General features: G+C 59.2%; 21 protein-coding genes, 1 tRNA gene and 1 pseudogene. 16 read left to right on the plus strand and 7 right to left on the minus strand.

Annotation, left to right across the window (positions count from 1 at the left end; genetic code table 11):
* Positions 1 to 2: 2 nt before the first annotated feature.
* Positions 3 to 1,367 carry an NAD(P)/FAD-dependent oxidoreductase gene (locus tag PAF20_RS02820; protein WP_271072237.1) on the minus strand — a complete coding sequence of 455 codons (1,365 nt, stop codon included), beginning with the start codon at positions 1,365 to 1,367 and terminating at the stop codon, positions 3 to 5.
* A gap of 326 nt (positions 1,368 to 1,693) precedes the next feature.
* Between PAF20_RS02820 and PAF20_RS02825 the strand changes: the two genes are divergently transcribed.
* The 6 genes and pseudogenes from PAF20_RS02825 to tnpB form a co-directional block, all read left to right on the plus strand.
* A complete protein-coding gene (locus PAF20_RS02825) occupies positions 1,694 to 2,698 on the plus strand; it encodes a TRAP transporter substrate-binding protein (protein WP_271072238.1) in 1,005 nt (334 codons plus the stop codon).
* Between the two features lie 9 nt (positions 2,699 to 2,707).
* Positions 2,708 to 3,283 (plus strand): TRAP transporter small permease, encoded by a 576-nt coding sequence (locus tag PAF20_RS02830; protein ID WP_271072239.1) that lies wholly within the window; start codon positions 2,708 to 2,710, stop codon positions 3,281 to 3,283.
* A gap of 13 nt (positions 3,284 to 3,296) precedes the next feature.
* Positions 3,297 to 4,601, plus strand: coding sequence for a TRAP transporter large permease (locus tag PAF20_RS02835; protein WP_271072240.1), 1,305 nt, complete (start codon positions 3,297 to 3,299; stop codon positions 4,599 to 4,601).
* Positions 4,555 to 5,490 (plus strand): DeoR/GlpR family DNA-binding transcription regulator, encoded by a 936-nt coding sequence (locus tag PAF20_RS02840; RefSeq protein ID WP_271072241.1) that lies wholly within the window; start codon positions 4,555 to 4,557, stop codon positions 5,488 to 5,490. Before PAF20_RS02835 ends, PAF20_RS02840 begins: the two co-directional genes overlap by 47 nt.
* 267 nt (positions 5,491 to 5,757) lie before the next feature.
* On the plus strand, positions 5,758 to 6,165 hold the full coding sequence (locus PAF20_RS02845; RefSeq protein WP_271072242.1) for a transposase: 408 nt from the start codon (positions 5,758 to 5,760) through the stop codon (positions 6,163 to 6,165).
* Between the two features lie 104 nt (positions 6,166 to 6,269).
* Positions 6,270 to 6,431: pseudogene (tnpB, locus tag PAF20_RS18915) on the plus strand (IS66 family insertion sequence element accessory protein TnpB); the annotation flags it as partial.
* 158 nt (positions 6,432 to 6,589) lie between these two features.
* Here the strand turns inward: tnpB and PAF20_RS02855 are convergent.
* The 3 genes from PAF20_RS02855 to hemE all read right to left on the minus strand — a co-directional run bounded on the left by PAF20_RS02855 (position 6,590) and on the right by hemE (position 8,649).
* Positions 6,590 to 6,679 (minus strand) — tRNA-Ser (locus PAF20_RS02855).
* Between the two features lie 68 nt (positions 6,680 to 6,747).
* Positions 6,748 to 7,617 carry an EamA family transporter gene (locus tag PAF20_RS02860; protein ID WP_271072243.1) on the minus strand — a complete coding sequence of 290 codons (870 nt, stop codon included), beginning with the start codon at positions 7,615 to 7,617 and terminating at the stop codon, positions 6,748 to 6,750.
* Between the two features lie 3 nt (positions 7,618 to 7,620).
* The gene (gene hemE, locus PAF20_RS02865) at positions 7,621 to 8,649 is read right to left on the minus strand and encodes a uroporphyrinogen decarboxylase (protein ID WP_271072244.1); all 1,029 of its coding nucleotides are present in this window, start codon (positions 8,647 to 8,649) and stop codon (positions 7,621 to 7,623) included.
* 79 nt (positions 8,650 to 8,728) lie between these two features.
* Between hemE and hemC the strand changes: the two genes are divergently transcribed.
* From hemC to ribD, 9 genes are all read left to right on the plus strand, one after another.
* On the plus strand, positions 8,729 to 9,706 hold the full coding sequence (gene hemC / locus PAF20_RS02870) for a hydroxymethylbilane synthase (RefSeq protein WP_271072245.1): 978 nt from the start codon (positions 8,729 to 8,731) through the stop codon (positions 9,704 to 9,706).
* Positions 9,706 to 10,290, plus strand: a complete 585-nt coding sequence (locus PAF20_RS02875; RefSeq protein WP_271072246.1) for a TetR/AcrR family transcriptional regulator — start codon at positions 9,706 to 9,708, stop codon at positions 10,288 to 10,290. Before hemC ends, PAF20_RS02875 begins: the two co-directional genes overlap by 1 nt.
* A 40-nt stretch (positions 10,291 to 10,330) precedes the next feature.
* A complete protein-coding gene (gene dnaG, locus PAF20_RS02880; RefSeq protein ID WP_271072247.1) occupies positions 10,331 to 12,229 on the plus strand; it encodes a DNA primase in 1,899 nt (632 codons plus the stop codon).
* Positions 12,230 to 12,351: 122 nt separating this feature from the next.
* Positions 12,352 to 14,325, plus strand: coding sequence for an RNA polymerase sigma factor RpoD (gene rpoD, locus PAF20_RS02885; protein ID WP_271072248.1), 1,974 nt, complete (start codon positions 12,352 to 12,354; stop codon positions 14,323 to 14,325).
* 90 nt (positions 14,326 to 14,415) lie between these two features.
* Positions 14,416 to 14,817: a BLUF domain-containing protein gene (locus tag PAF20_RS02890; protein WP_271072249.1), complete on the plus strand. Its 402-nt coding sequence runs from the start codon at positions 14,416 to 14,418 to the stop codon at positions 14,815 to 14,817.
* Between the two features lie 60 nt (positions 14,818 to 14,877).
* Positions 14,878 to 16,359 carry a DNA recombination protein RmuC gene (locus PAF20_RS02895; RefSeq protein WP_271072250.1) on the plus strand — a complete coding sequence of 494 codons (1,482 nt, stop codon included), beginning with the start codon at positions 14,878 to 14,880 and terminating at the stop codon, positions 16,357 to 16,359.
* The gene (locus PAF20_RS02900; RefSeq protein WP_271072251.1) at positions 16,356 to 16,772 is read left to right on the plus strand and encodes a secondary thiamine-phosphate synthase enzyme YjbQ; all 417 of its coding nucleotides are present in this window, start codon (positions 16,356 to 16,358) and stop codon (positions 16,770 to 16,772) included. Before PAF20_RS02895 ends, PAF20_RS02900 begins: the two co-directional genes overlap by 4 nt.
* A 100-nt stretch (positions 16,773 to 16,872) precedes the next feature.
* Positions 16,873 to 17,343 (plus strand): transcriptional regulator NrdR, encoded by a 471-nt coding sequence (gene nrdR / locus PAF20_RS02905; protein ID WP_271072252.1) that lies wholly within the window; start codon positions 16,873 to 16,875, stop codon positions 17,341 to 17,343.
* A 17-nt stretch (positions 17,344 to 17,360) separates the two neighbouring features.
* On the plus strand, positions 17,361 to 18,338 hold the full coding sequence (gene ribD, locus PAF20_RS02910) for a bifunctional diaminohydroxyphosphoribosylaminopyrimidine deaminase/5-amino-6-(5-phosphoribosylamino)uracil reductase RibD (protein WP_434802948.1): 978 nt from the start codon (positions 17,361 to 17,363) through the stop codon (positions 18,336 to 18,338).
* Here ribD and PAF20_RS02915 read toward each other — a convergent pair.
* The 3 genes from PAF20_RS02915 to PAF20_RS02925 form a co-directional block, all read right to left on the minus strand.
* Positions 18,335 to 20,275, minus strand: a complete 1,941-nt coding sequence (locus PAF20_RS02915) for a capsule polysaccharide biogenesis protein (RefSeq protein WP_271072254.1) — start codon at positions 20,273 to 20,275, stop codon at positions 18,335 to 18,337. The two genes, ribD and PAF20_RS02915, sit on opposite strands and share 4 nt — an antisense overlap.
* A gap of 65 nt (positions 20,276 to 20,340) precedes the next feature.
* A complete protein-coding gene (locus PAF20_RS02920) occupies positions 20,341 to 21,426 on the minus strand; it encodes a polysaccharide biosynthesis/export family protein (protein ID WP_271073239.1) in 1,086 nt (361 codons plus the stop codon).
* A gap of 152 nt (positions 21,427 to 21,578) precedes the next feature.
* Positions 21,579 to 22,838 (minus strand): capsule polysaccharide biogenesis protein, encoded by a 1,260-nt coding sequence (locus PAF20_RS02925; RefSeq protein WP_271072255.1) that lies wholly within the window; start codon positions 22,836 to 22,838, stop codon positions 21,579 to 21,581.
* Positions 22,839 to 23,043: 205 nt separating this feature from the next.
* On the opposite strand from PAF20_RS02925, the gene PAF20_RS02930 reads away from it, so the two are divergent.
* The gene (locus tag PAF20_RS02930) at positions 23,044 to 23,637 is read left to right on the plus strand and encodes a riboflavin synthase (RefSeq protein ID WP_271072256.1); all 594 of its coding nucleotides are present in this window, start codon (positions 23,044 to 23,046) and stop codon (positions 23,635 to 23,637) included.
* Positions 23,638 to 23,912 lie beyond the last annotated feature (275 nt).

The following is a 23,912-nucleotide window of genomic DNA, read 5'->3' on the forward strand; positions in this document are numbered from 1 at the left end:
GTTCACGCCGCATCATCCAACGCAGGCTGAGCCGCCTTTCGCGACGTGCGAAAGCGCCCCAAAGCAAAGGGTGATGCGTCTACAGTCGTTTTCTTGCCCATGACGATCTCTGCCATCATCTGGCCTACGGCCGGGCCAGCTCCAAAACCATGTCCCGACAGCCCGGACGCGATGAACAGGCCGGGAACGCTGGCGACTTTATCAATGACCGGGACGCCGTCAGGGGTTGCGTCGATGATCCCGCTCCACGCATGTGTCAGGCGCGCATTGGCGAAGGCGGGCACCGTTTGCCTTAGATTGCGCAGCGTCTTGCGGATAAGCCAGACGGGTGGTTCCGGATTGAGAATGCGCATTTCCTCAAACGGCGTGCTTTGGTCCAGCGACCAATTGCGCCGTATCGCCCATTCGCTCAGGAATTCGCGCCCCAATCGCAGACGTATCTGCCGCCAGCTCTTCAGATAGACGGGAAGGAAGTCCGGCAGCAGCCTGAAACTGTCGGGAACGATCGGCGCAATGTCACGATTTCGCGGACCCAGAGTAAACCCGCCGTCGAGACGAGGGCGAAGACCAAAATTTAGTGTCCCAACCGGAAGCCGGGGCCCACCGTCATTGTTCTCGATCCTTGCAGCAGTGGCGAGCAACTTGAGCTGAGGAAAGTCGACGCCGAGGTTGCCTAGAAACAGTCGAGACCAGACACCGCCGGCCACCACAACGCGACTGCACCTGATCGCACCACGTTCGGTCACGACGCCCGAAACCTGTCCCGCCTCGGTCTCGACACCGCGCACGGCGCAATCCTGCAGGATTGTTGCGCCAAGACGGCGTGAGGCCTCTGCCATTGCGGGCACAGCCTTGGAAGGTTCGGCAAGGCCGTCCGATGAGGTGTGAAGTCCGTAAAAACCGCTCGTAGGAAAGTCGGGCACAAGCTGTTTCATCTCGGCCTGGGACAGCTCCTGGAGGGGTAGCCCATATTGCCGTCCGGTCTGTGCCCAGCCCTTGGCTTGCTCAACCTCCCAGTCCTTTTTGCAAAGATAGACAATCCCGGTCTCGCGATATCCGGCATCAATTCCAAACCTTCCCTGCAGATTTCGCCACAAGTTGAGACTCTGAATGGTAAGCGGCATCTCCAGCGGGTCGCGCCCCATCTGCCGGGTCCAGCCCCAATTGCGAGAAGATTGCTCGCCTGCGATACGCCCCTTTTCGCAGAGGCAGACGGAGTACCCGGCCTCTGCAAGAAACAATGCCGTTGCGGTTCCGGCGATCCCTCCGCCGATGACGCATATATCGACCGCCTCGGGAAGGCGGGGGGCGGACTGTACATGGTCGAGGGACGGAATGGCTGCCCACTTCGTTGTTGATGTAGCCATCTGCCTCTCGCTTCCCGATGTCGAATTGGAACTGTTCATAAAGCCCATACTATATTGAGCGTTTGTGATGATAGATGACCGTTAATAATCGAGTCAAGCATAAACAATCAATAAAGAGAGAGAAAGCGTAGCAAGGGCAGCCAGGTCGCTCCATTCATTCGCGCTATTTAAGTGTGTAAACTAGGGTTAGCGCATAATTAATTGACTTTGATGATCGTTTATGATCGTATGTGCACATCGACACATTTGATTTTGCGCGAATCATACAAAACTGGATCATCGCGCCTGCTCGAATGAACGATTCTTGAAAGAGGGAGGAGTGCAAAATGACAGCGACGCTGAAACTTACCGCCGCATCGACGGCCATCAGTCTATTTATTGGCTCAACTGCGGCCGTGGCCGAGCCGGTCAAATGGGATTTTTCGGATGAATACGACCTTAGCGGAACGACGGGACGTACCGCGGCGTACTGCATCGAAGAAATCGAAAAAATCGCCGGAGATTCAATCGATATCACCTATCAAGGTGGCGGCGCACTTGGCTTCAAATCATCGGACCATTTTGACGCGGTTCAGGACGGCAGTGTGCACGCGGCCGTGACCCTGCTGACGCAGATGAGCGGCATTGATCCGATCTTCAACCTTAGCTCGATCCCATTTATCGCGAGCACCCCCGAAGAGGCCTACATGCTGTGGCAGGCGGCGCGGCCCGAATATGAGAAGGTCTTTGCAGACAATAACATGGTGCTTTTATGGGCCCTGCCAAACGCGCCGAGCGGTGTGCACGCGAACGTAGCCATTGACTCGGTCGATGCGTTGAAAGGGCTGCGCATTCGGACCTATGACGTCAACAGTACAGAAACCTTCAAGGAAACAGGGGCTGCACCGCTACAGATTGCCTGGTCCGACTTGGTGCCCCAACTCTCCACCGGAGGCATCGACGCTGTGCTGACATCTGCGGAGGGCGGTGAGCAGATCTCGATCTGGGACTATGTCACCGATTTTACCGAGGTTAACTACGCGATGGCGCTGTTCGTTGCTCACGCTAATAAGGATGCCTTCGACGCGCTGCCGGAAGACGCTCAGGCCGCGCTGACCGACACGATAGCTGACTGTGACAAGTACGCCTGGTCGGTGATGGAGGAAACCCGCACCAGCCCCTATGAGAATATGCGTGAAAACGGTATGACAATCACCTTGGACGAAGACGTCCCGTCCGAGGTTTACGATGTACTGCGTGAAGCCGCGTCTACGGTGCGCGATGCCTGGCTGGAGGAAACAGGCGAGCGCGGGCAGGCGATTCTGACCGCTTTTGAAGATATGCGTCAGTAGGCGCGCAAAATGGCAGAAAAATCTTCGCTTCACGAGTCGGAACAACCTGCCGACGCGATCGAACGCGGACCGGCTTGGTTGCGGGCAATCGGGCTGGTTTCTTCAACTCTGAACAAGATCGCGGCGGGCCTGGCCGCGATCCTTCTTGCGCTGATGGTTGGGCTGATCATCGTCGAAATCGTCATGCGCTTCTTCTCGCGCTCTACCTTCATGACAGACGTTCTGGTCGGATACGGTGTGGCAGCGATCACCTTTCTGGCGCTTGCATGGACGATGGAAGAAGGAAGCATGATCCGCATCAGCGCCGTCACGAACATGCTGGGATCGAGAGGGCGCTACTGGGCGGAAGCATTTGCTACGATCACCACCGGTGTCCTGGTGCTCTGGCTGATGACTTTTGTCTATCGGACGATGTCGCGCATGTGGTCGCGCGGCACGACCAGCGAACACTACCTGCCAATCCCGCTTTGGATTCCCGAAGCGATTTTATTGACCGGGCTAGGGCTGCTGGCACTGCATCTTTTCGTTCGGCTTCTGCGGCTTGTCGTGGTCGGCCACGACGGAAATGAAAGCCTCAATCTCTGAGATAGGAAACTCCATGACCCTTGCCTCCTCATCTCTCATCCTGATGGCCATGGTGGTCGTCTTCCTGGGCTCCGGAATCTGGATTTTCGCTGGCCTCACCATGATCGGCGTCGGTTCGCTTTACTTTATTCACGAGTTCGACCTCGCCCGCATCGGCAGCATTGCGTCCAAGGTCATTGCGTCCAGTGCTGTATCGTGGGAGTTGGCAGCCATTCCGATCTTTGTATGGATGGGCGACATGATCTTCAGAACAGATCTGTCGCAACGCCTTTTTCGTGGTCTGTCGCCGCTTGTTTCACGGATTCCCGGCGGGCTCTTACATACAAACGTGATAGGGTGCACGATTTTTGCCGCCATATCTGGATCAAGCAATGCGACAACCGCCACGGTTGGGAAAATCACGATACCTGAACTGATGAAGCGCGGCTACAACACCGATCTTGCATCTGGATCGCTCGCGGGCGCAGGAACCTTCGGGCTGCTGATCCCACCTTCCATCGCGATGATCATCTACGGTGTCCTGGCAGAGGTATCGATCGTCAAGCTATTTGCTGCTGGTGTTGTGCCGGGCGTGATGATGGCTGTGCTTTATTCGGGGTATATCATACTGGTGTCGCTGCTGAAGCCGGGCATAGAGCCCGCTGATCGCCAGCCTGCCAGCCTTGCTGAGATGGCACAAGGGTTGTGGGAGCTCTTTCCCATCCTGCTGCTGATGACCCTGGTACTGGGGTCGATCTATACTGGACTCGCAACACCGTCCGAGGCTGCGGCGGTCGGTGTCGCCGTTACGCTTGTTATCGTGCTGGTCACGCGGCAGTTTTCCTTCGCCATGATTTCGGCCTCGCTCATGGCGACAATCCGCATATCGGCGATGATCTGTATTCTCATTGCGACTGCATCATTCCTGTCCGCGGCTTTGGCATTCATGCACTTGCCGGTAATGATTACCGAATCGATCACGACGATGGAGCTTTCGCCGCTGGGTTTGCTGGCAATCCTTGCACTGCTCTACATCCTTCTGGGCATGTTCATCGACGGGACATCCATGACTGTGATGACAGTTCCTATCGCGGTACCGCTGATCGTGCAGGCTGGGTTCGATCCTATCTGGTTCGGCGTGTTCCTGGTGATCATGATCGAGCTGAGCGCCCTGACGCCGCCAGTCGGCCTGAACCTCTACATCCTTCAGGGACTGACATCTCAGGGGCTTGGGCGCACCGTAAGGGCTGCGTTGCCGTTTTTCATCCTGCTTTGCTTCGGTACGCTTTTGCTTGTGGCGTTTCCTCAAATTGTGTTGTGGCTACCCAACATGCTCTGATTCAGTTGACCCTGTTGGTCCGACGGCCGAAAATGGCAAGAGCGTTCGCAAAAAAATATGCGCCAGCCATCCGAGGAAGAGAAACGTGAGTGACCCAACCGAGCCCAGCAACGAAGAACTGCTTCCGGCGGAACGCAGGGAACTCATGATGGATTGGTTCAATATTCACTTTTCAGGAACGACGCAGGACCTTGCGGAACGTTTCAACGCTTCGGTATCGACAATACGCCGCGATCTGGACTTGCTGGCGAAAGAAGGATTTCTAAGCCGCACCCACGGGGGTGCGGTCCGTATGCGCCAATCCGCGACCTACGAACCCAGCACGGATCTCGCTCGACGCACCGCGGTAGAGGAAAAGGCCGCGATCATTGCGGAGGCTGTGACGTATATTCAACCGGATCAGAGCATCCTGATCGACACCGGCACGATCATGCATGATCTGGCGGACGCCATTTCGAAGCTGGATTTTCCACTTACTGTCATCACCAACGATATCTGCGTCGCGCACAAGCTGACATATAAGCCGCTGATCAAGCTGCTTGTCCCAGGAGGCTCGAACAGATTCGGGGCGTTCAGCCTTTACGGCGAGCCGGGCATATCCTTTCTTGAAAATGTGCGTTGCGACCTGCTGTTCCTTACCGCCCAAGCCATTGACTCGAACTGTGCGTCTGACACCGTGCTGGAGCTGGTGGAGGTGAAACGCGCGATGATCGCGGCATCTACAAAGACGATCTTGCTGGCAGACAGCAGTCGCTTCAAGTCGCGTGCTCTGTATAAAATCTGCGACCTGAAGCAAATTCAGCGGGCTATAACTGACATGGGCTTGGATGTGGAAGAGCAGGAGCGCATCCGTTCCCACGGAGTTGAGCTGACCAGCGTCGACCTTTAAACTTAGCGACGTTTTGCCGCATATTCTTTTGACCGTTCAATTATGAGTACGCCTTCGTTACGAGCCCAAATACTTCCAGTGAGCCTGATAGTTGAATGGTTGATGCCGCAGCGAACCCAACCAAAAATGCTAATCATACATGATAGCTTAAAAATTCTTTCGCATATTTGACGGTGATGCCGGTCCCTTTCAGAATATCCTTCGGTTGTGCCCGCACTGACGTTGGTGGTCTTCTGCGGATAATGTCCATGATTGATCACGGACATCTTGAGGCACGTTATTGCGGGCAAGAAGTCGCAGAGGAAGCGGTTCTGGTCTGACGAGGAGAAACGCTCGATCTGCGGTCAGCTGCGCGCGCCGGGCGTCTCGGTGCCGCCGCGGTATGCGATGAGTTCGAACCTGGTCTTCACCTGGCTGCGTGATCCGCGCTTTGCGCCGGCCGAAGTTGACGTGCCTGAAGATCCCGGAGATGGCAGCTTCTTCTTACCAGTCGAGATCACCGGCTTGGCCGCCGAGCCTGATCCTGGATCTGACCTTGAGGCGCGCGGGCCGACGGGTGATCCAGTTCTTGCGCGGCGGGTCGAGATCACGCCGTCGGACGGACGACGGATCGTGCTGGAGGGTCCGACGCAGCTCTCGTCGGTTCTGGGGCTGGTCCAGGGCCTGATGACTTGATCCCGATGCAGAGCAACACGCGGATCTGGCTGGCGGCCGGGGTCACCGGCATGCGATGCGGGTTCAACACGCTGGCGGCGTAAACCGAGAAGACGCCGGAGGAAGACCCGTATTCGGGCCACCTGTTCGTGTTCCGCGGGTGCCGGGGGGATCTTTTGAAAATCATATGGTGGGATGCGCAGGGGGCCCGGTTCTTTCGCGACCGTATTCCGGACTGTCGCTATTACTTCATGCAGGGTTGCAACGGGTTGCACGGCATGAGGTGACTTCGTGCTGGCATGCGCTGACCCGATTCACTCAGTCTCGCCAGCATACAGTGCCGTGAATAAAGGTCTGATTACGCCCTAAAGCGTTTTCTCAATGGCAGGTTGGATGGCAGGTAAGATTAAGATGTGGCAATATTTTTAATAAAATCAATGATATGTGGCGGAGACGAAGGGATTCGAACCCTCGATACCATCTCTGGTATACTCCCTTAGCAGGGGAGCGCCTTCGACCACTCGGCCACGTCTCCGTCGACGCGTTTAGCAGCGGTAAGCAGGCGACCACAAGAGGAAATCTCAGGATTTCAGGATCGTGGTTTCAGGCGATGCGGATCAGCAGGACAACTCCGCCCACGATCATGGTGACTCCTGCCAGTTTGCGCAGCGATGTGCCTTCGCGAAACAGGCGGGCGGAAAGGATCTGAGCGAACAGGACCTCTACCAATGCGACGGTTCGCACATTGGCGGCAGATGTCAGTGCAAAGCCGATGAACCAGAAGAGCGAGGCGCAGGCGCCGAGCGCACCGGCGGCGAGTGATATGCGCCAGCTTCGTGCAATTGCGCTCAGTGCCGGACGGTCGCGCCAAAGCATCCAGCACAGCATGGCCGCTGCCTGCATAAACAGGCCGATAACCAGTATGACGCTTGCGCGCAGAACGGCACCGTCGCCGGGAAGGGTCAGGATTGCGCCCCGAAAGCCGATTGACGACAACCCGAACAGAGCACCCGCCGTGATCCCCGTCGCGACATTGCGAAGATTGGCCCGGGACCACTGCGCGCCCGAAACCAGGATCACGCCAAATACTGCCAGCAGGATCGCGCTGAGTCGCGGAAGGCCGAGCGGCTCTGCCAGGAACAACGCGCCGAAGATTGCAAGTGTCACCGGCTCTGTCTTCATCAATGCCGTAGCCACGCCGAAACCCTGCCCGCGCATTGTCACCAGCATGAAGGCGGTCCCGGCAATCTGAGTGCCTGCACCAACTGCGGTCCATACCAATGTCGCGCCGGATATTGGGGGCAGGGGCGACGTGGCTGCCAATGCCAGCAGCCATAAGATCGCGAAGGGCAGACCGAAGAAGAAGCGGACGGCGGTTGCGCCGATGGTACCGATCTGGCCGCTCAGCCCAGCTTGCGCCGCATTGCGCCCGGTCTGCGCAAGGGCGGCAATCAATGTGGCGATGACCCACATGCGTCAGCTATTGCGCACGGTATCAACCATCAGCGCAACATTTTCAGGGTCCGCATCGGGTGTGATCCCGTGGCCCAGGTTAAAGATATGCGGGCCGTTGCGGAAGGCAGATACGATGGCGCGGGTCTCATCTATCAGGGCCTGCCCGCCCGTGACCATATGACGCGGGTCCAGATTGCCCTGTACGCATCCGTCGGTCTGAAGATTCGCTGCCGCCCATTGCGCGTCGACTGAATTGTCGAGCGCGACACAATCCGCGCCGGTTGCCCTGGCAAAACCTTCATAGCGGCTGCGGGCCTCTCTGGGGAAGGCGATGACGGGGATTGTCGGGTGGCGCTGATTCAGGGCCGATATGATGCGGGTCACAGGGGCAATCGCGAAATCATCGAAATCCTTGCCTTTCAGACTGCCTGCCCAGCTGTCGAACAACTTGACGACCTCTGCACCGGCGTCGATCTGTGCTGACAGGTATTCGATTGTTGCATCGGTGATGCGATCAATCAGCATCGAGAATGCGGCACGGTCGGCGTCCTTGAACCGATGGGCCGGACCCTGATCGGGTGTTCCGCGCCCTGCGATCATATAGGTCGCGACGGTCCAGGGGGCACCGGCAAAGCCAATCAGGGTTGTGTCTTTCGGCAGCTCTCGCGTGAGAATGCGCAACGTCTGATAGATGGGGGCAAGCGTATCATGCACGGCATCGGCAGGCTTCAGTGCCGCGACCCCGCCGGCATCGGTGACGGTCGACAGGCGCGGTCCCTCGCCGGTCACAAACCAGAGATCGGCACCAAGCGCCTGCGGCACCAGCAGGATATCCGCAAACAGAATAGCGGCGTCGAACCCATAGCGGCTGATCGGCTGCAGGGTCACTTCGGCGGCGAGTTCGGGGTTGTAGCACAGCGACAGGAAATCACCGGCCTGCGCCCGCGTCGCGCGGTATTCCGGCAGATAGCGTCCGGCCTGCCGCATCATCCAGATCGGCGGCGTGGGCAGGCGTTCCCCGGCAAGGGCGCGCAGGATTTTCTTGGTCATGGATGCCTCGCTTTCCGCGACCGTTCAACGCAGCCCGCCCGGCATTGTCAAGCGGGCTTGCCGGGGCTATGGCTGGCCAATGATCGATTGGCCCAATTCCGAGAACACGCTGAAAATCGGCACGCGCGGCTCTCCGCTGGCGCTTGCACAGGCGTATGAGACCCGCGACAGGTTGATGCAGGCGCATGGCCTGGCCGAGAACAGTTTTGAGATTGTGGCGATCAAGACCACTGGCGACCGGATACAGAACCAGTCCCTGCAGTCCATCGGCGGCAAGGGCCTGTTCACCCGCGAGATAGAGGATGCGCTGCTGGATCGGCGGATCGACATCGCTGTGCATTCGATGAAGGATATGCCGGTCTTGCAGCCCGACGGGCTGATCATCGATTGCTACCTTCCGCGCGAGGATGTTCGTGACGCTTTCGTCAGCCATGACTTTGCGACCATCGCTGATCTGCCGCAGGGGGCTGTGGTGGGCTCATCCTCGCTGCGCCGACGTTCGCAGCTGCTGTATCGTCGCCCGGATCTGCACATGGTCGAGTTTCGCGGCAATGTTCAGACGCGGATGCGCAAGCTTACGGATGGTGTGGCGCAGGCGACCTTTTTGGCGATGGCCGGGCTGAACCGGCTTGGTCAACCCGAACTGGCGCAAAGTGCCATAGATCCCGAAGAGATGCTGCCAGCCCTTGCGCAAGGCGCGATCGGGGTCGAGCGCAGGCGGGACGATGAACGCGTGGCCTCGCTTCTGTCTGCGATCACTGATGCTGACACGACCGCTCGTGTCGAGGCAGAACGTGCGTTTCTGGGGCGACTTGATGGTTCCTGTGAAACGCCGATTGCTGGGCTGGCCGAACTTGACGGCGAGCACCTTTGGCTGCGCGGCGAAATTCTGTTGCCGGACGGGTCGCGCAGGTTTGACGGTGAGCGGCGCGGAAATCGGGCGGACGGGCCCGCGATGGGTCGCGATCTGGCGGAAGAGTTGCTGGCGAAAGCGCCGGACGATTTTCACGACCTTATCGGTGTCAGCGCCATGCGCGGCTCTCCCCCGGTTCGCTGATGGCACGAACGCACGGGTCGCGCGCTGAGATCACCGGGCCGCTGATCCGTGAATCGGCGCGAAAGCTCTTTGCGCGACACGGTTATGCCGCCGTTTCGATGCGCCAGATTGCGGGCGAGGTGGGTGTGCAGGTCGGCACGCTCTACGCCTATACCAGCGATAAGCAGGCGCTGCTGGCCGATCTTCTGCGCGATCATATGGTGGGTCTGCTTGATGAGTGGCGCGACGATCCGGATCTGCCGCCGTTGGCTCGGTTGGAGCGTTTTATCAGGTTTCACATCGACACCAGCCTTGATCGGGCAGACAGCGTGTTTCTGTCCTATATGGAACTTCGCAATCTGACGCCGGAAAACCATGCCGAGATCGTGGGCCTGCGGCGGCGATATGAGGCAGCCTTGAACGACATTCTTGATGATGGTGTCGCGGCGGGCGTGATGCGGATCGGCGATACGCGGCTGACGACCATGGCGCTGATTGCGATGCTGACCGGGGTGACGAATTGGTATCGTGAGGGCGGGCGTCTGGATCGTGCGGCTTTGTATCGGCACTATGGCACGCTCGCCTTTGGTGCCGTCGGCGCATAGGGGCTTGTCGGGACGCGCCTCTACGCCGATATTCACGAGCATGTCGATCTCGCCCAGCTTTCTTGACGAATTGCGCAACCGCGTTCCGGTCAGCCGGATCGTGGGCAAGAAGGTGACCTGGGATCTGCGCCGCTCCAATCAGGCCAAGGGTGACTGGTGGGCGCCTTGCCCTTTTCACGGCGAAAAGACCGCGTCCTTCCATGTCGATGACCAGAAGGGTTTCTATTACTGCTTCGGATGTCACGCCAAAGGCGATGCGCTGACCTTTCTGCGCGAATCCGACGGGCTGGATTTTATCGAGGCGGTCAAGGTGCTTGCTGCCGAAGCCGGCCTGCCCATGCCCGAACGCGACCCGGCTGAGGCCAAAAAAGCCGACCGCCGAAGCGTATTGGCCGACGCCATGGAGGCCGCGACCCGGCATTTCCGCATGCAGCTTGGGACCGGGCAGGGGGGTGCCGCGCGTGAATATCTGTCGGGCCGCGGTCTGGATCAGGCGGGGATCGACAGGTTCGAGCTCGGCTTTGCGGCTGACACCCGGCAGGGGCTGCTGAGCGCGCTTAAGGAAAAGGGCATCCCACAGGACGTGATGGATGAGGCCGGGCTGATCATCGTGCCGGATGATGGCGGCACGCCCTATGATCGTTTCCGTGGCCGAATTATCTTCCCGATCCGCGATGCACGCGGGCGTGCCATCGCTTTCGGCGGTCGCGCGATGGACCCGAATGCGCGGGCGAAATACCTGAACAGCCCGGAAACCGCGCTGTTTGACAAGGGTCGCAACCTCTACAACGTCGCGGCTGCCCGTTCCGCCGTGTCGAGGGGGGCGCCGCTGATCGTGGCTGAAGGCTATATGGATGTCATCGCCCTGTCGCTGGCGGGGTTCGAGGGTGCGGTTGCGCCCCTAGGCACCGCGATTACCGAGGATCAGCTGCGCCTGATGTGGCGCATCTCTCCCGAGCCGGTGATTATGCTGGATGGTGACGCAGCCGGGCAACGCGCGGCATTGCGACTGATTGATCTGGCCCTGCCAATGACCGGTCCGGGGCAGGCGTTGCGCTTTGTGACCCTGCCCACCGGGCAGGATCCAGATGATCTGATCCGTGCGCATGGGGCGGGAGCCTTGCAGAAGCTTCTGGACGGGGCGCGACCGCTGGTTGATCTGCTGTGGGAGCGCGAGGTCGAGGGGCGGGAATTCGACAGCCCCGAACGCCGCGCCGCATTGGATGCCAGCCTACGCAAGTCCATCGCGCTGATCCCGGATGAGGCGACGCGCAATCACTATACCGCCGCACTGAAGGAACGCCGGTTCGAACTGTTCGGCGGCAGGCGCGGGGCAGGGCGGCTGACACCCGGTCCCCGCGACTGGCGCGGCAGGCGCGGGCAGCCTGAACCCGCACGAGCACAGACCAGGGCGACGCCACTTGGTCAGCAGGATGCGGGAGATGCCACGCTGGAAAGCATGGTGTTGGCGCTGTGTGCGGCCTATCCGGGCCTTGCCAGCCGCGTCGAATCCCGGCTGGAATTGCTGGCCCCCGTTGATGAGGGGCGTGCGGCCCTGTGTCATGACCTGCTGGCCGGAACTGACAGCGCCGCCGGTCGCGCCGCCCTTGCGCGGATCATGGAGGATGCCTATGTCCGCGCCTCGCCGCTGATCCGTCAGCCTCAGGATGCCGAGAAGGCGGCGGTCGTGCTGGGAAATATCCTCGACAAGATCGAGGCACGTCGGGCCGCTATGGCCGAACTCTCAAGGGCCGAGGCCGAGATTCAGGGGATGGTCGATGAGGGCCTGACCTGGCGGATGAGCGAATCGGCCCGCGCGCGCCATCTGGCCGAGAAGCCCGCGATTGAGGACAGCACTGATCTGAACGAGGACAGGGGCGCATTGTCGGCCCGTCTGGCATCTTATTTTGACACCCGCCGGACAAAAGGTGGCGGGTGATTCTCTGAATAACCATCTGAGCCGAATCACCCGGCCTAGGAACCAGTCCGCATCTTGTCTAAAAAGGTGCGAACACCCATCTGATTCGCAGCCAACCGAATCACTACGCTGACAGGATGCTCATGGCCGCCAAGGACGAAGACAACTCCCGCGACGAAAGCCAGGACAACGACCACTCCCTCGACGTTTCGCAAGCGGCGGTCAAAAAGATGATCGCAGAGGCGAAAGAGCGTGGTTACATCACTTATGACCAGCTCAACGCCGTGCTTCCGCCCGAGCAGGTCAGTTCCGACCAGATCGAAGATGTGATGTCCATGCTGTCGGAGATGGGCATCCAGGTCGTGGAGAATGAAGAAGAAGGTGAGGATGGCGAAACCGGCGGAGAGGTGGTGACCACCTCCACCTCGCGCGAAGTTGCCGTCGCCACTTCTGAAACGGAAAAACTTGACCGCACCGATGATCCGGTGCGCATGTATCTGCGCGAGATGGGCAGCGTCGAACTGCTGTCGCGCGAGGGCGAGATTGCCATCGCCAAACGGATAGAGGCCGGGCGCAACACCATGATCCTCGGGCTTTGCGAAAGCCCGCTGACCTTCAAGGCCATCACCATGTGGCGGCAGGAGCTTCTGGACGAAGACATTTTGCTGCGCGATGTCATCGACCTTGAAACCACCTTCGGCCAGTCGATGGATGACGAGGACGAAGAGGAATTGACTGCGGGTGCCGCCAACACTACCACCCGCCCCGAATCCGAGGAAAAGCAGGAAACGGATGCCGATGGCAATCCGATGCAATCGGATGACGATGACGAGGATGACGGCGCCAACCTGTCGCTGGCTGCAATGGAAGCCAGCCTGAAGCCGCAGGTTCTGGAAACGCTGGAAGCCATCGCGCGCGACTATGAAGATCTTGCCAATATGCAGGATCAGCGGATGTCGGCGACGCTGAATGAAGATGGCAGTTTCTCTTCCACGGATGAGGACGCCTATCAGAAGCTGCGCAGCGAGATCGTGACGCTGGTGAACTCTCTTCATCTGCACAACAACCGTATCGAAGCGCTTGTCGACCAGCTTTATGGGATCAACCGCCGTATCGTCACCATCGACAGCGGTATGGTGAAACTGGCCGACGCCGCACGGATCAACCGCCGTGAATTCATCGACGCGTATCGTGGTGCCGAACTCGACCCGGCATGGGTCGAGCGGATGTTGGAGAACAAGGGTCGTGGCTGGCAGGCGCTGTTTGAGCGTTCGCGTGACAATGTCGAAAAGCTGCGTGGCGACATGGCAGAGGTCGGCCAATATGTCGGCGTCGACATTCAGGAGTTCCGCCGCATCGTCAGCCAGGTTCAGCGCGGCGAGAAAGAGGCACGGCAGGCCAAGAAGGAAATGGTCGAGGCAAACCTGCGCCTGGTGATCTCGATTGCCAAGAAATACACCAATCGTGGCCTTCAATTCCTTGACCTTATTCAGGAAGGCAATATCGGCCTGATGAAGGCGGTGGACAAGTTCGAGTATCGCCGCGGTTACAAGTTCAGCACCTATGCAACCTGGTGGATCCGTCAGGCGATCACGCGATCCATCGCCGATCAGGCCCGCACGATCCGTATCCCGGTCCATATGATCGAAACGATCAACAAGCTGGTGCGCACCGGTCGCCAGATGCTGCATGAAATCGGCCGCGAACCGACGCCGGAAGAACTGGCCGAAAAGCTGCAAATGCCGCTGGAAAAGGTCCGCAAGGTGATGAAAATCGCCAAGGAACCGATTTCTCTGGAAACCCCGATCGGGGACGAGGAAGACAGCCAGCTTGGCGATTTCATCGAGGACAAGAACGCCGTTCTGCCTCTGGACAGCGCCATCCAGGAAAACCTGAAGGAAACCACGACGCGGGTGCTGGCCAGCCTGACCCCGCGCGAGGAACGGGTTCTGCGGATGCGCTTTGGCATCGGCATGAACACCGACCACACGCTGGAAGAGGTCGGTCAGCAGTTCAGCGTGACCCGCGAGCGGATCCGCCAGATCGAGGCAAAGGCGCTACGCAAGCTGAAACATCCTTCGCGCTCGCGCAAGTTGCGCAGCTTCCTGGATCAATGATTGGTCAATAAAAGCTAATTGGCGTAGTAAGTAGTTGCGCCAATTAAGTAAAATGCCCTAGCTGGTATTAACACGATTGGATACTTTGCTATGGTTCTGTCACATATTCTCTATCGAAGCTCGGGTCGGCTGGATCAATTCAAGCAAGATTGTGAGGATATTCTTGTAAGCGCGCGGCGTCAGAATCAGGAATATCGCCTGAGCGGGTTTCTTCATGCCGAAGACGGAATTTTCGTGCAATGGCTGGAAGGACCGGCAGAGGCGCTCGACTTTGTCGCTGGTAAGATTCTTGCCGATCCGCGTCATCGCGACATCGCAATTCTTGCAAAGGGCGAGATAGCAGAACGTCAGTTTCCGCGTTGGTCTATGGGTTTTTCCACTGGTGAGAGTGCACCGTTGTTCGAATATCTGGCCGAGCAGGATATAAATACCCATGACAAACGCGCTTATGCCAGCGGTATCCACCGCTTCCTGCTGGAGCGCGTGGCCTGAAGGCTTGCGACACTCTGCCTGATCCGCTAGGCACAAAACAAGAACACTGGCGGAGAGCATATGCCCGAAATATTGCAGCTTTGGCTGTCGGACCCGTTGACGGCGGGCAGGATCGTATTTGTGCTCATCTTGCTTCTGGTGTTGGCACTGATCTTTTTCTGGCGATCACGCAAACAGAATGCCACGCTGAATGCAGAACGAAATGTTCTGAAGGTCGAACTGCAAAAGCGCGACGACGACATCAGGCGACAGGCTGACCAGATAAATGCGCTGCGTGTCACAGCCGATGAAACTGGCAAGCAGGCGCGGGCAGAGGCGCTTCGGGCCGGGCAGGCCGAAACCCGTCTTGAAGATCGTATCGCGCGCTTGGCGGAGCTATCGGAAGAACGAGATGGGTTGAACGATGCGCTGTATAACGCGCGACAAACCGTATCGGGCCTGCAATCCGATCTGGCGCAGGCGAGGCTGGCCGCCGAAAAGGACCGCGAACGCGCCGAACACGATCTCGCCCAGATACGCGAATTGCGCGAGGAAATGACCCGCCAGTTCCGGCTGATGGCTGATGAAACGCTGCGGGTCCAGGGCGCGGATATGCAGAAAAGCCATGGCGAGCAGCTCAACGCGCTGCTCAACCCGTTCCGCGAACAGGTGCTGCATTTTCAGCGAGAGTTGCGTGACCGGAACCGCATCCTTGATGAAGAGGGCGCGCGCCTGCGCGAACAGATCGCAAATATCGGCAATGAAGCAAGCGCTTTGACCCGTGCGCTAAAAGGCGACAAGCAGAAGCAGGGCGCCTGGGGCGAAATGATCCTTGAGCGAATACTTGAGGAATCGGGCTTAGAGCGTGGAATTCATTACGATACGCAATCCAGTTGGACGGATGAAGACGGCAGGACATGGCGTCCGGATGTAATCGTTCGGATGCCGCAGAAGAAACTGCTGGTCGTCGACAGTAAGGTCAGTCTGATTGCCTATGAGCAGGCGGTAAATGCCGAGGATGATGCGGCGCGAACGGCAGCGCTGAAACGCCATGTAGAGGCGATACGTTCGCATGTCACGGCGCTGTCGGCCAAAGGTTATGATCAGCTTGACGACGGTGCGGTCGACTATGTTCTCATGTTCATCCCGATCGAAGGCGCGTTTTCCGAGGCCCTGCGGGTTGACCCCGGCCTTGCCAGCTTTGCGATGGATCGTCGTGTCGGTTTGACGACACCGACGACGCTGATGCTGACCCTGCGCACCGTAGAACATATCTGGATGGTTGAACGGCGCGAAAGCAACGCGTTAGAGATCGCAAAGCGCGCCGGTCAGCTTTACGACAAGGTTGCGGGCTTTGTTGATGCGCTTGATGGTGTTGGGGCGGCTTTGGGCAAGGCTACCGATGCGCATCGGGTCGCGGTAGATCGTCTGTCACGCGGCAATGGCAATGTGATCCGGCAGGTCGAAATGCTGCGCGAACTGGGCGCGCGGACGACGAAACGGCTTTCAATGGATCACGATAAGCTTGATGGGCTGCCACCGCCGGATGAGGCGGAAGAATGATCTCTGTCCTGACGGTCCGGACGGTCGGGCCGGGTTTCTACGAAATCACGGATAAGGTGTCCGGGCTGCTGAAAGGGCAGGGCGACGGTGTACTGACGCTCATGATCCGCCATACCTCGGCCAGCCTTCTGATACAGGAAAACGCTGACCCGGACGTGCAGCGCGATCTGGCGACATGGCTGGATCGTCTTGCGCCGCAATCTGACGCGCGCGGAATGGAATGGATCACGCACAGGCTTGAAGGTCCTGATGACATGCCCGCCCATATCAAGGCGGCAGTGCTGCCGGTGTCGCTACAGGTTCCGGTGCAGGGTGGACGGATGCTGCTGGGACGCTGGCAGGGCATCTACCTGGTGGAGCATCGTGCCCAGCCCCATCAGAGAGAGGTTGCCGTTGCCTTCGCGCCGATATGACCCGTATCTGGTGGCATTAACCCTTAAATCTACAAATTCTGTTGCGCTTCGCGCTTTGCTTGTGGATAACTTGGGCATCAGATCCAGATAAGGATATAGGATGCGCTGCCCGTTCTGCGGAAATGTCGACACTCAGGTCAAGGATTCCCGCCCGGCCGAGGATAATGCAGCCATCAGGCGCCGGCGCTTCTGTCCCGCCTGCGGCGGACGCTTCACAACCTATGAACGCGTGCAGCTTCGCGATCTGGTGGTGGTCAAGACGAATGGACGGCGTGAGGATTTCGATCGGGACAAGATGTCACGCTCTATCCGCATCGCGATGCAGAAACGGCCGATAGAGCCAGAGCGGATAGATCAGCTGATTTCCGGCATCGTGCGGCGGCTGGAGAGTATGGGCGAAACCGATATCCCCTCGAAGGTGATCGGTGAGATCGTGATGGAAACGCTGGCCCGGATCGACAATGTCGCCTATGTGCGCTTTGCCAGCGTCTACAAGAATTTTCAGGATGCGGGGGATTTCGACAAGTTCGTCTCGGAATTACGCCCACCGACGGCTGACGACAAAACGTGAGCGACGATCGTCGGCACATGGCCCACGCGCTGTGCCTGTCGCAGCGCGGATTGGGAAATACCTGGCCTAATCCTGCAGTCGGATGCGTTATCGTCCGCGACGGGCGCGTCGTTGGTCGTGGCTGGACGCAACCGGGCGGCAGACCCCATGCCGAACGGATGGCTTTGGATCAGGCAGGCGACGCGGCAAGCGGCGCTACGGCTTACGTCACGCTGGAACCTTGCGCCCATCATGGTCGGACGCCGCCCTGCGCCGACGCGCTGATTGCCGGCGGGATCGTCCGTGTCGTCACTGCGCTGACCGACCCCGATCCGCGCACGGCGGGACAGGGACATGCGAAACTTCGCGCGGGCGGCGTGGCAGTGAAAGAAGGAGTGCTGAGCGATCAGGCCGCTTTTCTTCAGCGCGGCTTTCTGAAGCGGATCACCGAAGGCATGCCGATGGTGACGCTGAAGCTTGCGACCAGTCTGGATGGTCGTATCGCAACCGCCTCGGGCGAAAGCCAGTGGATCACCGGACCACGGGCGCGCCACCATGTGCACCTGATGCGCAAGCGGCACGACGCCGTGATGGTTGGCGGCGGGACGGCACGCGCTGACCTGCCATCGCTGAATGTGCGCGGCTTTGGATCTGTGCGTCAGCCCGTCAGGATTGTGGTGTCATCGCAGGCTTTGCCTGCGCTGCCGACCGAAGACGATGCGCACGGCCCGCTCTGGCAGGTGTCGGGTGATCTGCATGAGGTGATGCGAGAACTTGGCGGACGTGGTCTGACCCGCATTTTCTGCGAAGGCGGGGGCGGGCTGGCGGCAGGGTTGTTGTCGGCCGGTCTTGTCGATGACCTGCTGCTTTACAGCGCCGGGATGGTTTTGGGGGCCGAAGGACGGCCGGCGATAGGGGGGCTGGATTTTGGTCAGTTGGCCGACGCGCCGCGCTTCGCGTTGCGCCGGTCACTTCGTCTGGGCGATGATCTGTGTCAGCATTGGGCACGGCATTAGCGACGCCAGATCCACGAATGACCTGCCAAGGCGCCCTGCATCTTGGCCAGTACACGCAGCTTGCGGTTGCGGCTAATGCTTGTCTGATCCGCCAGCCGATCCAACGCGACCTCTGGCGGGCACGGCAAGGCGCTGAGCGGATCGAAATAGCGCGGATAGGCGATTAGCGTGGCATAGGTCAGACCGTCCAGCCCGGGACGCGCCCTTCGTCGAGCCGGAACGGGGCCGAGATCACGTGTCAGGCCCCAGCCGGCATAGAAAGGCGCGCCCAGCGTGGTGACCGGTATATTCCTCAACAAGGCCTCAAAACCCAATGTCGAGGTGATCGTCCAGACTTCATGAACCTGTGACAACAGCGCGATCGGGTCGGCTTGATTTGCGACATGGTCAGCCAGTCGGGACACATCAGCCGGGTCGATTTTTCCGGGACGCAGCCCCGCCTCAACATCCGGATGCGGCTTGTAGATCAGGCAGGCTTCGGGGTTTTCGTCACGCACCCGCTGGAGCAGTGCCAGATTTGTCCGCTCCTTGCCCGCGCCCAAACGGATCGACGCATCGTCCTCAACCTGACCCGGCACGATGATACGCTTGCGACCGTCGCTTGTGGGAAGGGCGGCGCTTCCTGAAAGATTGTATTTCGAGAGGCCGGCCTGAACCAAGGCTTGTCGCAGCGCAGCGGCACGGTCGACAGCGCCCGCAGGCAGGGGGGAGGCGATCAGCTTCTCCAACCGCGAGGGCTTGCTTGGATCATAATAGATACCAAGATCATCCGAAACCAGCGAAAGCGGCGGTACCAGCTCTGCGCCCAAGCCGCGAGAACGCAGAAAGCCATCCTCCACGCGCATCGGCATCGCGTCTTTCAGTTCATCGGCGCGACCGGCCCACGCCAAGGTTATCGCGGTCGAGGGCTTGCTGGTAAAACGAATTTGCTTCGCCTCTCCGAATATCTTCGACATGAAGGGCCGTTTCCAAAGCCGGATTCCATAGGCGAGGTGGCCTGCCTGATCCTGCCGCCATGCCTTGGCCTCTGCCTCGATCTGGTTAAGCGCGCCGTCAAAATCGGTCAGCCGGTCTCGGCACGGATCATACCAGAGCGGCGCAATCAGATGGCTTGCAGCAAACAGCGCCTCGACCGGGGCCGGGCCGCGTCTGTCCACCGCCTGCTCATCGTCGCTTAGGCCCCAACCGGCATAGAAGGGCTGACCAAACAGGCGCGGTCGATGCCCGGCCAGAATGGCCTCATATCCGAGTTGAGAACTGACGGCATAAACGGCTTTCGCGCCTGCCAGAAGCGCCCAGGGAGACAGGGGGGTGTCGTGAAATGCCTCTCCGTCGCGCAGGTCGGATGGTGTCAGATGTCCGGGCCTTATCCCGCGCGCGGTCTCTGGATGACTGCGAACGATGATCTTTGCGCCGGGGTTTTCGGTGCGGGCTACGTCCAGCATCGCCAGAAACTCTGGCCGCCCTGCACCCATCAATGACGCGTCGCCTTTTGTCTGGTCTATGACCAGAATATAGCCCGGTTCTGGCGGCGCGAGCGCCGGCAGGTGGGCATTGTATTTAGACAGATCAGCCGCGATCAGACGCTTGATGCCGAGGCTGGCTTTTTCATGCAGTGGCAGCGTCGCGCCAGAGGTAACCAAATTCTCCAGCAGAGAGGGTGCGCCGGGATCGAAATGCAGACCCACCGGATCTACGATCAGCCCTACAGGGCCGCGCTTCGCGACGGTTCCGGTTGCCCTTCCCGGCAATATGGATCTGAGAAAGGCATCTTCGACGTGCAAAAGCCCTGATCCGCGGCGCGCAGCGATGACACGTCCGCGATAAGCCGTCGGCGAGCTTCCCCAGACAGCGACAAGATCCTCACCTCCCGGCAGGCCAAATGTCGGCTGCCACCCCGCCAGCTTCAGAATGCGCGAAACCCGCCCGCGAAACATGCCGCCATTAAATGCAAAAAGCCTCCGGGGGGATACCCCGGAGGCTTGATGACGAAGTTCCGGTATCACTCGGCGAGCGCCTGCAGGTTTCTGGCCGAAGCGGCGCTGCCTGTGATCGCGCCAAGGATTTTCTGCCACTGCACGTACGGCGCTTCGGTGACATACAACGTATCGCCGTCACGCAGCAGGAAGTCGCGCGCCAGGAACAACCCGTTGGGTCGCGTCAAATCAAGGACATAGGCCATGCGCTGTGTGCCACTAACGGGCTGGCCCAGCACGGCCGAGGCGACTTGCGCGGGTTCATCGCGCAGGACAAACACGCCCGTCGGGTCAGCGGTTTGTGTCGCCAGGCCGCCGACCATCGCGACGCCTTCGATCGCGTTGATCTGTTCATTGCCCAGCGGCACCTTTGTCTGCCCGCCAAGCGCACCAAGGGCAGTAAAGCTGCGCTGATCCTCTTCGACCATGATCACGTCGCCGGGGCGCAGCGCGATGTCATAGCTTGGGTTGAAGTACAGATCGGTCAGCCAGACCTTGCCAGTTTCACGACCACGCTTCACCGTGACAACCGCGACCTCGGGCTCGACGTTAACGCCACCGGCCTTTGCCAGCATGGATGACAGCGTGCGGGTCGGCCGCTCAATCGGGTAAATGCCCTGACCGAAGACCTTGCCCATGACCGACACGGTTGCGCCATCACCGGCCACGCGGGTCACTGTCACCTGCGGATCCGGGGTCTGGCTTTCCAAACGCTGCGTGATGATCTGGCGCAACTGATCCGGAGAGTTGCCCGCCGCGCGCACACGGCCCGCATAGGGAACGAAGATATAACCGGCGCTGTCAACCTGAAGCTGCTGCAACTGGGTGGAGCTTTGACCAAGCCCGGTCAGCAGCCCGTCATCGACGTTTTCCCAGACCATCAGCCCAAGCGTATCGCCGGGCCGGATCTCATCCGCGCCGACAGAGCCCGCGCCGAGAAATTCATTGCTGAAGCCATAAGCCGGCGTGTAGTTCGCCGTCCTGTTGACGTGGTTGTTAACATAGATGACATGCGCATCGCCGCCGTTTTCAACTGCGCCCGACAGGATTTCCTTTTTGTTCGGACCAGAGCGGGGCAAACCGCAGGCCGATAGCGCAGTCACTGCGATCATGGCAAGGATCAGCGGCACACGTATGCCGCGATTGGTTGCGGTTCTTGTTATCGAGAGGGTCAAACTCTTCACTCCTGCTTCTTACCTTGCCGGAAAACGCCTCGGCGCAACGTTAACTTGTGATTCGACATTTTTCCATAACGTATTGCGATTCAGTGTGAATCGGCTCCGGGCCTGTGGCGCATTTCTGCCTGCCCATTCGCCAGTGCGTCATAGGGATCTATCGGTGCCAGCATCATATCGACGACCAGTCGAAGCGCAGGGGCGCGCGATTTCGCGGCGTAGAAACCACCGGGAATTTGGCTGGTTTCAAGAAGGTAGTCCCGATAACGCCAGTACAGTCGCAAATTTGGCCGCTCCGGTTGCCTGAAGAAATCGGCAAGGTTCTGCTGAGAAACAAGCTGTGTCTTATCGAACACAGCCCTACCCATGGCTTTCACGGGCAGGCCGCGCCAAAGCGCCTGTTGAGCCGATGTCGAGTTTACAGTGATGACAGAACGCGCCTGACCCAGAAGCGGCGCAAGCTTGCCACCCGGTACATGGTGCACCCGGTCCGAAATGCCCAGTTTTTCGGCCTTTTTGATGATATCCAGACGCTGTTGAGAGCGACCGTCTTCCAGCGGGTGGGCCTTGAAGGTCAGGTGATGGTGGCGGGGTGCATTGGCGGCAAAGGCTTCCAGCACCTCATCGGTGAACTGCCGCATGGTGCGGTAGCTGGAATGGGCGCGGAAGCTGGCGTCATGTTCTAACTGCATCAGGACCAACGAAAACGGATGCCCGCTGCGCCGGATGCGCGAAGTGACGAAGGTTCGATAGGCAGACAAGAACGGGGCCATTAGCAACCGACGCAGGTTCAGCAGGAACTCCTGCATCACTGATATGTCGCGATGCGTCCGATAGCCGGGGAACCTACCGTTCGCGACAAGCACCATGAAATGGTAGACGGCACCATAGAATTTGTGCTGGCGCATATCGCCCCAGCGTGTCGGCGGGCGCGGCACATCGCTTTGGCTGCCGCGCAGAACGGAACGCATTTGGGGGATCGTGATATCCATAAGTCGAGAGTTGCCATTCGTCCCGCCTCGTTCATAGGTTATCCAGAAGGGGCGAAGGTAGCCTTCCTCGAAGACATGAAGTGTCAGGTCGTTGTCTGCTGCAACCTTACGGGCGGCAGCGTGAACCGGACGAACATCGCCGTAAAGTACGATGTCGGTCACGCCTTTCTCGTCGATGATCCGGGCCAGATGATCGGGCCATGACTCGGGCCCGTCACGATGCAGAATCACACTTTCCATATCCGACCAGAAGAAAGAATCGCCGGCGTTGAAGGCGACACGCCAGACCTTGGCACCTGTTTCGGTCAGCAACTCGCCCAGTCGGCGGAAGAATGGACCGTGGGGCCCCTGCAGCATCAGGAAAACCCGCTGCTCTGGCGACAAGATGGCGCTAGCGAATTGTTCCTTAGGCGCGATATTCAACGATAATCTCTACTTTTCAAAGCCATAGGAGGCGTTTCCCCCATGTAATTTCGCAGGTTCCGGGCTTGTTGAAAAGTGTTTAGTTCATCAATAGCTTGTCGTCTCAGTTTACATCGCGCCAATTGCTTCAGGAGACGGCATGTTCACGGGCATTATCACCGATATCGGTAAGGTCGCAAAGGTCGAACAGCGCGGCGACATGCGGGCGCGGATCACGACAGCTTATGACATGTCCAGCGTGGACATGGGTGCCTCTATCGCCTGCAATGGTGTCTGCCTGACCGTCGTGGACAAGGGCGCTGACTGGTTCGATGTCGATATCTCGGCAGAGACGATCTCCAAAACGAATATCGGACACAATCGCTGGCCCGTGGGAACGCGACTGAATCTGGAAAGGGCGCTGAAGGTCGGCGATGAACTGGGCGGTCACATCGTATCCGGCCATGTTGATGGGGTGGCAGAGGTGGTCGAGATGCACGATGAAGGCGATAGCCTGCGCCTGACCTTTGAGGCCCCTGCCGAACTCGCGCGTTTCATCGCGCCCAAGGGATCGGTCGCTCTGAATGGCACTTCACTGACGGTGAACGAGGTCGATGGCAACCGCTTCGGCGTCAACCTGATACCGCACACACAAGAGGTGACGACTTGGGGAGACGTCAAGCGGGGCGATAAGGTTAACGTGGAGATCGACACGCTGGCGCGCTACGTCGCCCGTTTGACAGAGGTTGGATAGCCTGCCGGCAGAAAATACGAAACGTTTTTCGGCCTCGCTGCCACTATGCTCACCTGCCGGCTTTCGTTTTGTTTGGATTTTTCTCGGATTGGTGGACGGTTATGGGCTCGTTGCGTCCATCTTTCAGCACAGAAGTTGCGATCCACAAGATCACTTGCAGGCCTGTTGCACGGATCGCGTTCTGTCGTGACGACGAACCTGCGGCGACTTAGGCCTCTGAAGCCCTGCGCCTCCATCAACCGTTCAATGCGGCTTGCGATCGACATGGACGCATT

The sequence above is a fragment of the Paracoccus albus genome, assembly GCF_027913035.1.
GTDB classification, from domain to species: Bacteria; Pseudomonadota; Alphaproteobacteria; order Rhodobacterales; family Rhodobacteraceae; genus Paracoccus; species Paracoccus albus.

Bases quoted from the DNA above. Each gene is read 5' to 3' on its own strand.
- PAF20_RS02895 (WP_271072250.1), top strand. From the start codon at position 14,878: ATGCCCGAAATATTGCAGCTTTGGCTGTCGGACCCGTTGACGGCGGGC.
- PAF20_RS02925 (WP_271072255.1), bottom strand. From the start codon at position 22,838: ATGCTGCAGGGGCCCCACGGTCCATTCTTCCGCCGACTGGGCGAGTTG.
- nrdR (WP_271072252.1), top strand. From the start codon at position 16,873: ATGCGCTGCCCGTTCTGCGGAAATGTCGACACTCAGGTCAAGGATTCC.
- PAF20_RS02915 (WP_271072254.1), bottom strand. From the start codon at position 20,275: ATGTTTCGCGGGCGGGTTTCGCGCATTCTGAAGCTGGCGGGGTGGCAG.
- PAF20_RS02930 (WP_271072256.1), top strand. From the start codon at position 23,044: ATGTTCACGGGCATTATCACCGATATCGGTAAGGTCGCAAAGGTCGAA.
- PAF20_RS02825 (WP_271072238.1), top strand. From the start codon at position 1,694: ATGACAGCGACGCTGAAACTTACCGCCGCATCGACGGCCATCAGTCTA.
- PAF20_RS02900 (WP_271072251.1), top strand. From the start codon at position 16,356: ATGATCTCTGTCCTGACGGTCCGGACGGTCGGGCCGGGTTTCTACGAA.
- PAF20_RS02920 (WP_271073239.1), bottom strand. From the start codon at position 21,426: ATGATCGCAGTGACTGCGCTATCGGCCTGCGGTTTGCCCCGCTCTGGT.
- PAF20_RS02875 (WP_271072246.1), top strand. From the start codon at position 9,706: ATGGCACGAACGCACGGGTCGCGCGCTGAGATCACCGGGCCGCTGATC.
- PAF20_RS02820 (WP_271072237.1), bottom strand. From the start codon at position 1,367: ATGGCTACATCAACAACGAAGTGGGCAGCCATTCCGTCCCTCGACCAT.
- hemE (WP_271072244.1), bottom strand. From the start codon at position 8,649: ATGACCAAGAAAATCCTGCGCGCCCTTGCCGGGGAACGCCTGCCCACG.
- PAF20_RS02835 (WP_271072240.1), top strand. From the start codon at position 3,297: ATGACCCTTGCCTCCTCATCTCTCATCCTGATGGCCATGGTGGTCGTC.
- dnaG (WP_271072247.1), top strand. From the start codon at position 10,331: ATGTCGATCTCGCCCAGCTTTCTTGACGAATTGCGCAACCGCGTTCCG.
- hemC (WP_271072245.1), top strand. From the start codon at position 8,729: ATGATCGATTGGCCCAATTCCGAGAACACGCTGAAAATCGGCACGCGC.
- PAF20_RS02830 (WP_271072239.1), top strand. From the start codon at position 2,708: ATGGCAGAAAAATCTTCGCTTCACGAGTCGGAACAACCTGCCGACGCG.
- ribD (WP_434802948.1), top strand. From the start codon at position 17,361: ATGGCCCACGCGCTGTGCCTGTCGCAGCGCGGATTGGGAAATACCTGG.
- PAF20_RS02860 (WP_271072243.1), bottom strand. From the start codon at position 7,617: ATGTGGGTCATCGCCACATTGATTGCCGCCCTTGCGCAGACCGGGCGC.
- rpoD (WP_271072248.1), top strand. From the start codon at position 12,352: ATGGCCGCCAAGGACGAAGACAACTCCCGCGACGAAAGCCAGGACAAC.
- PAF20_RS02890 (WP_271072249.1), top strand. From the start codon at position 14,416: ATGGTTCTGTCACATATTCTCTATCGAAGCTCGGGTCGGCTGGATCAA.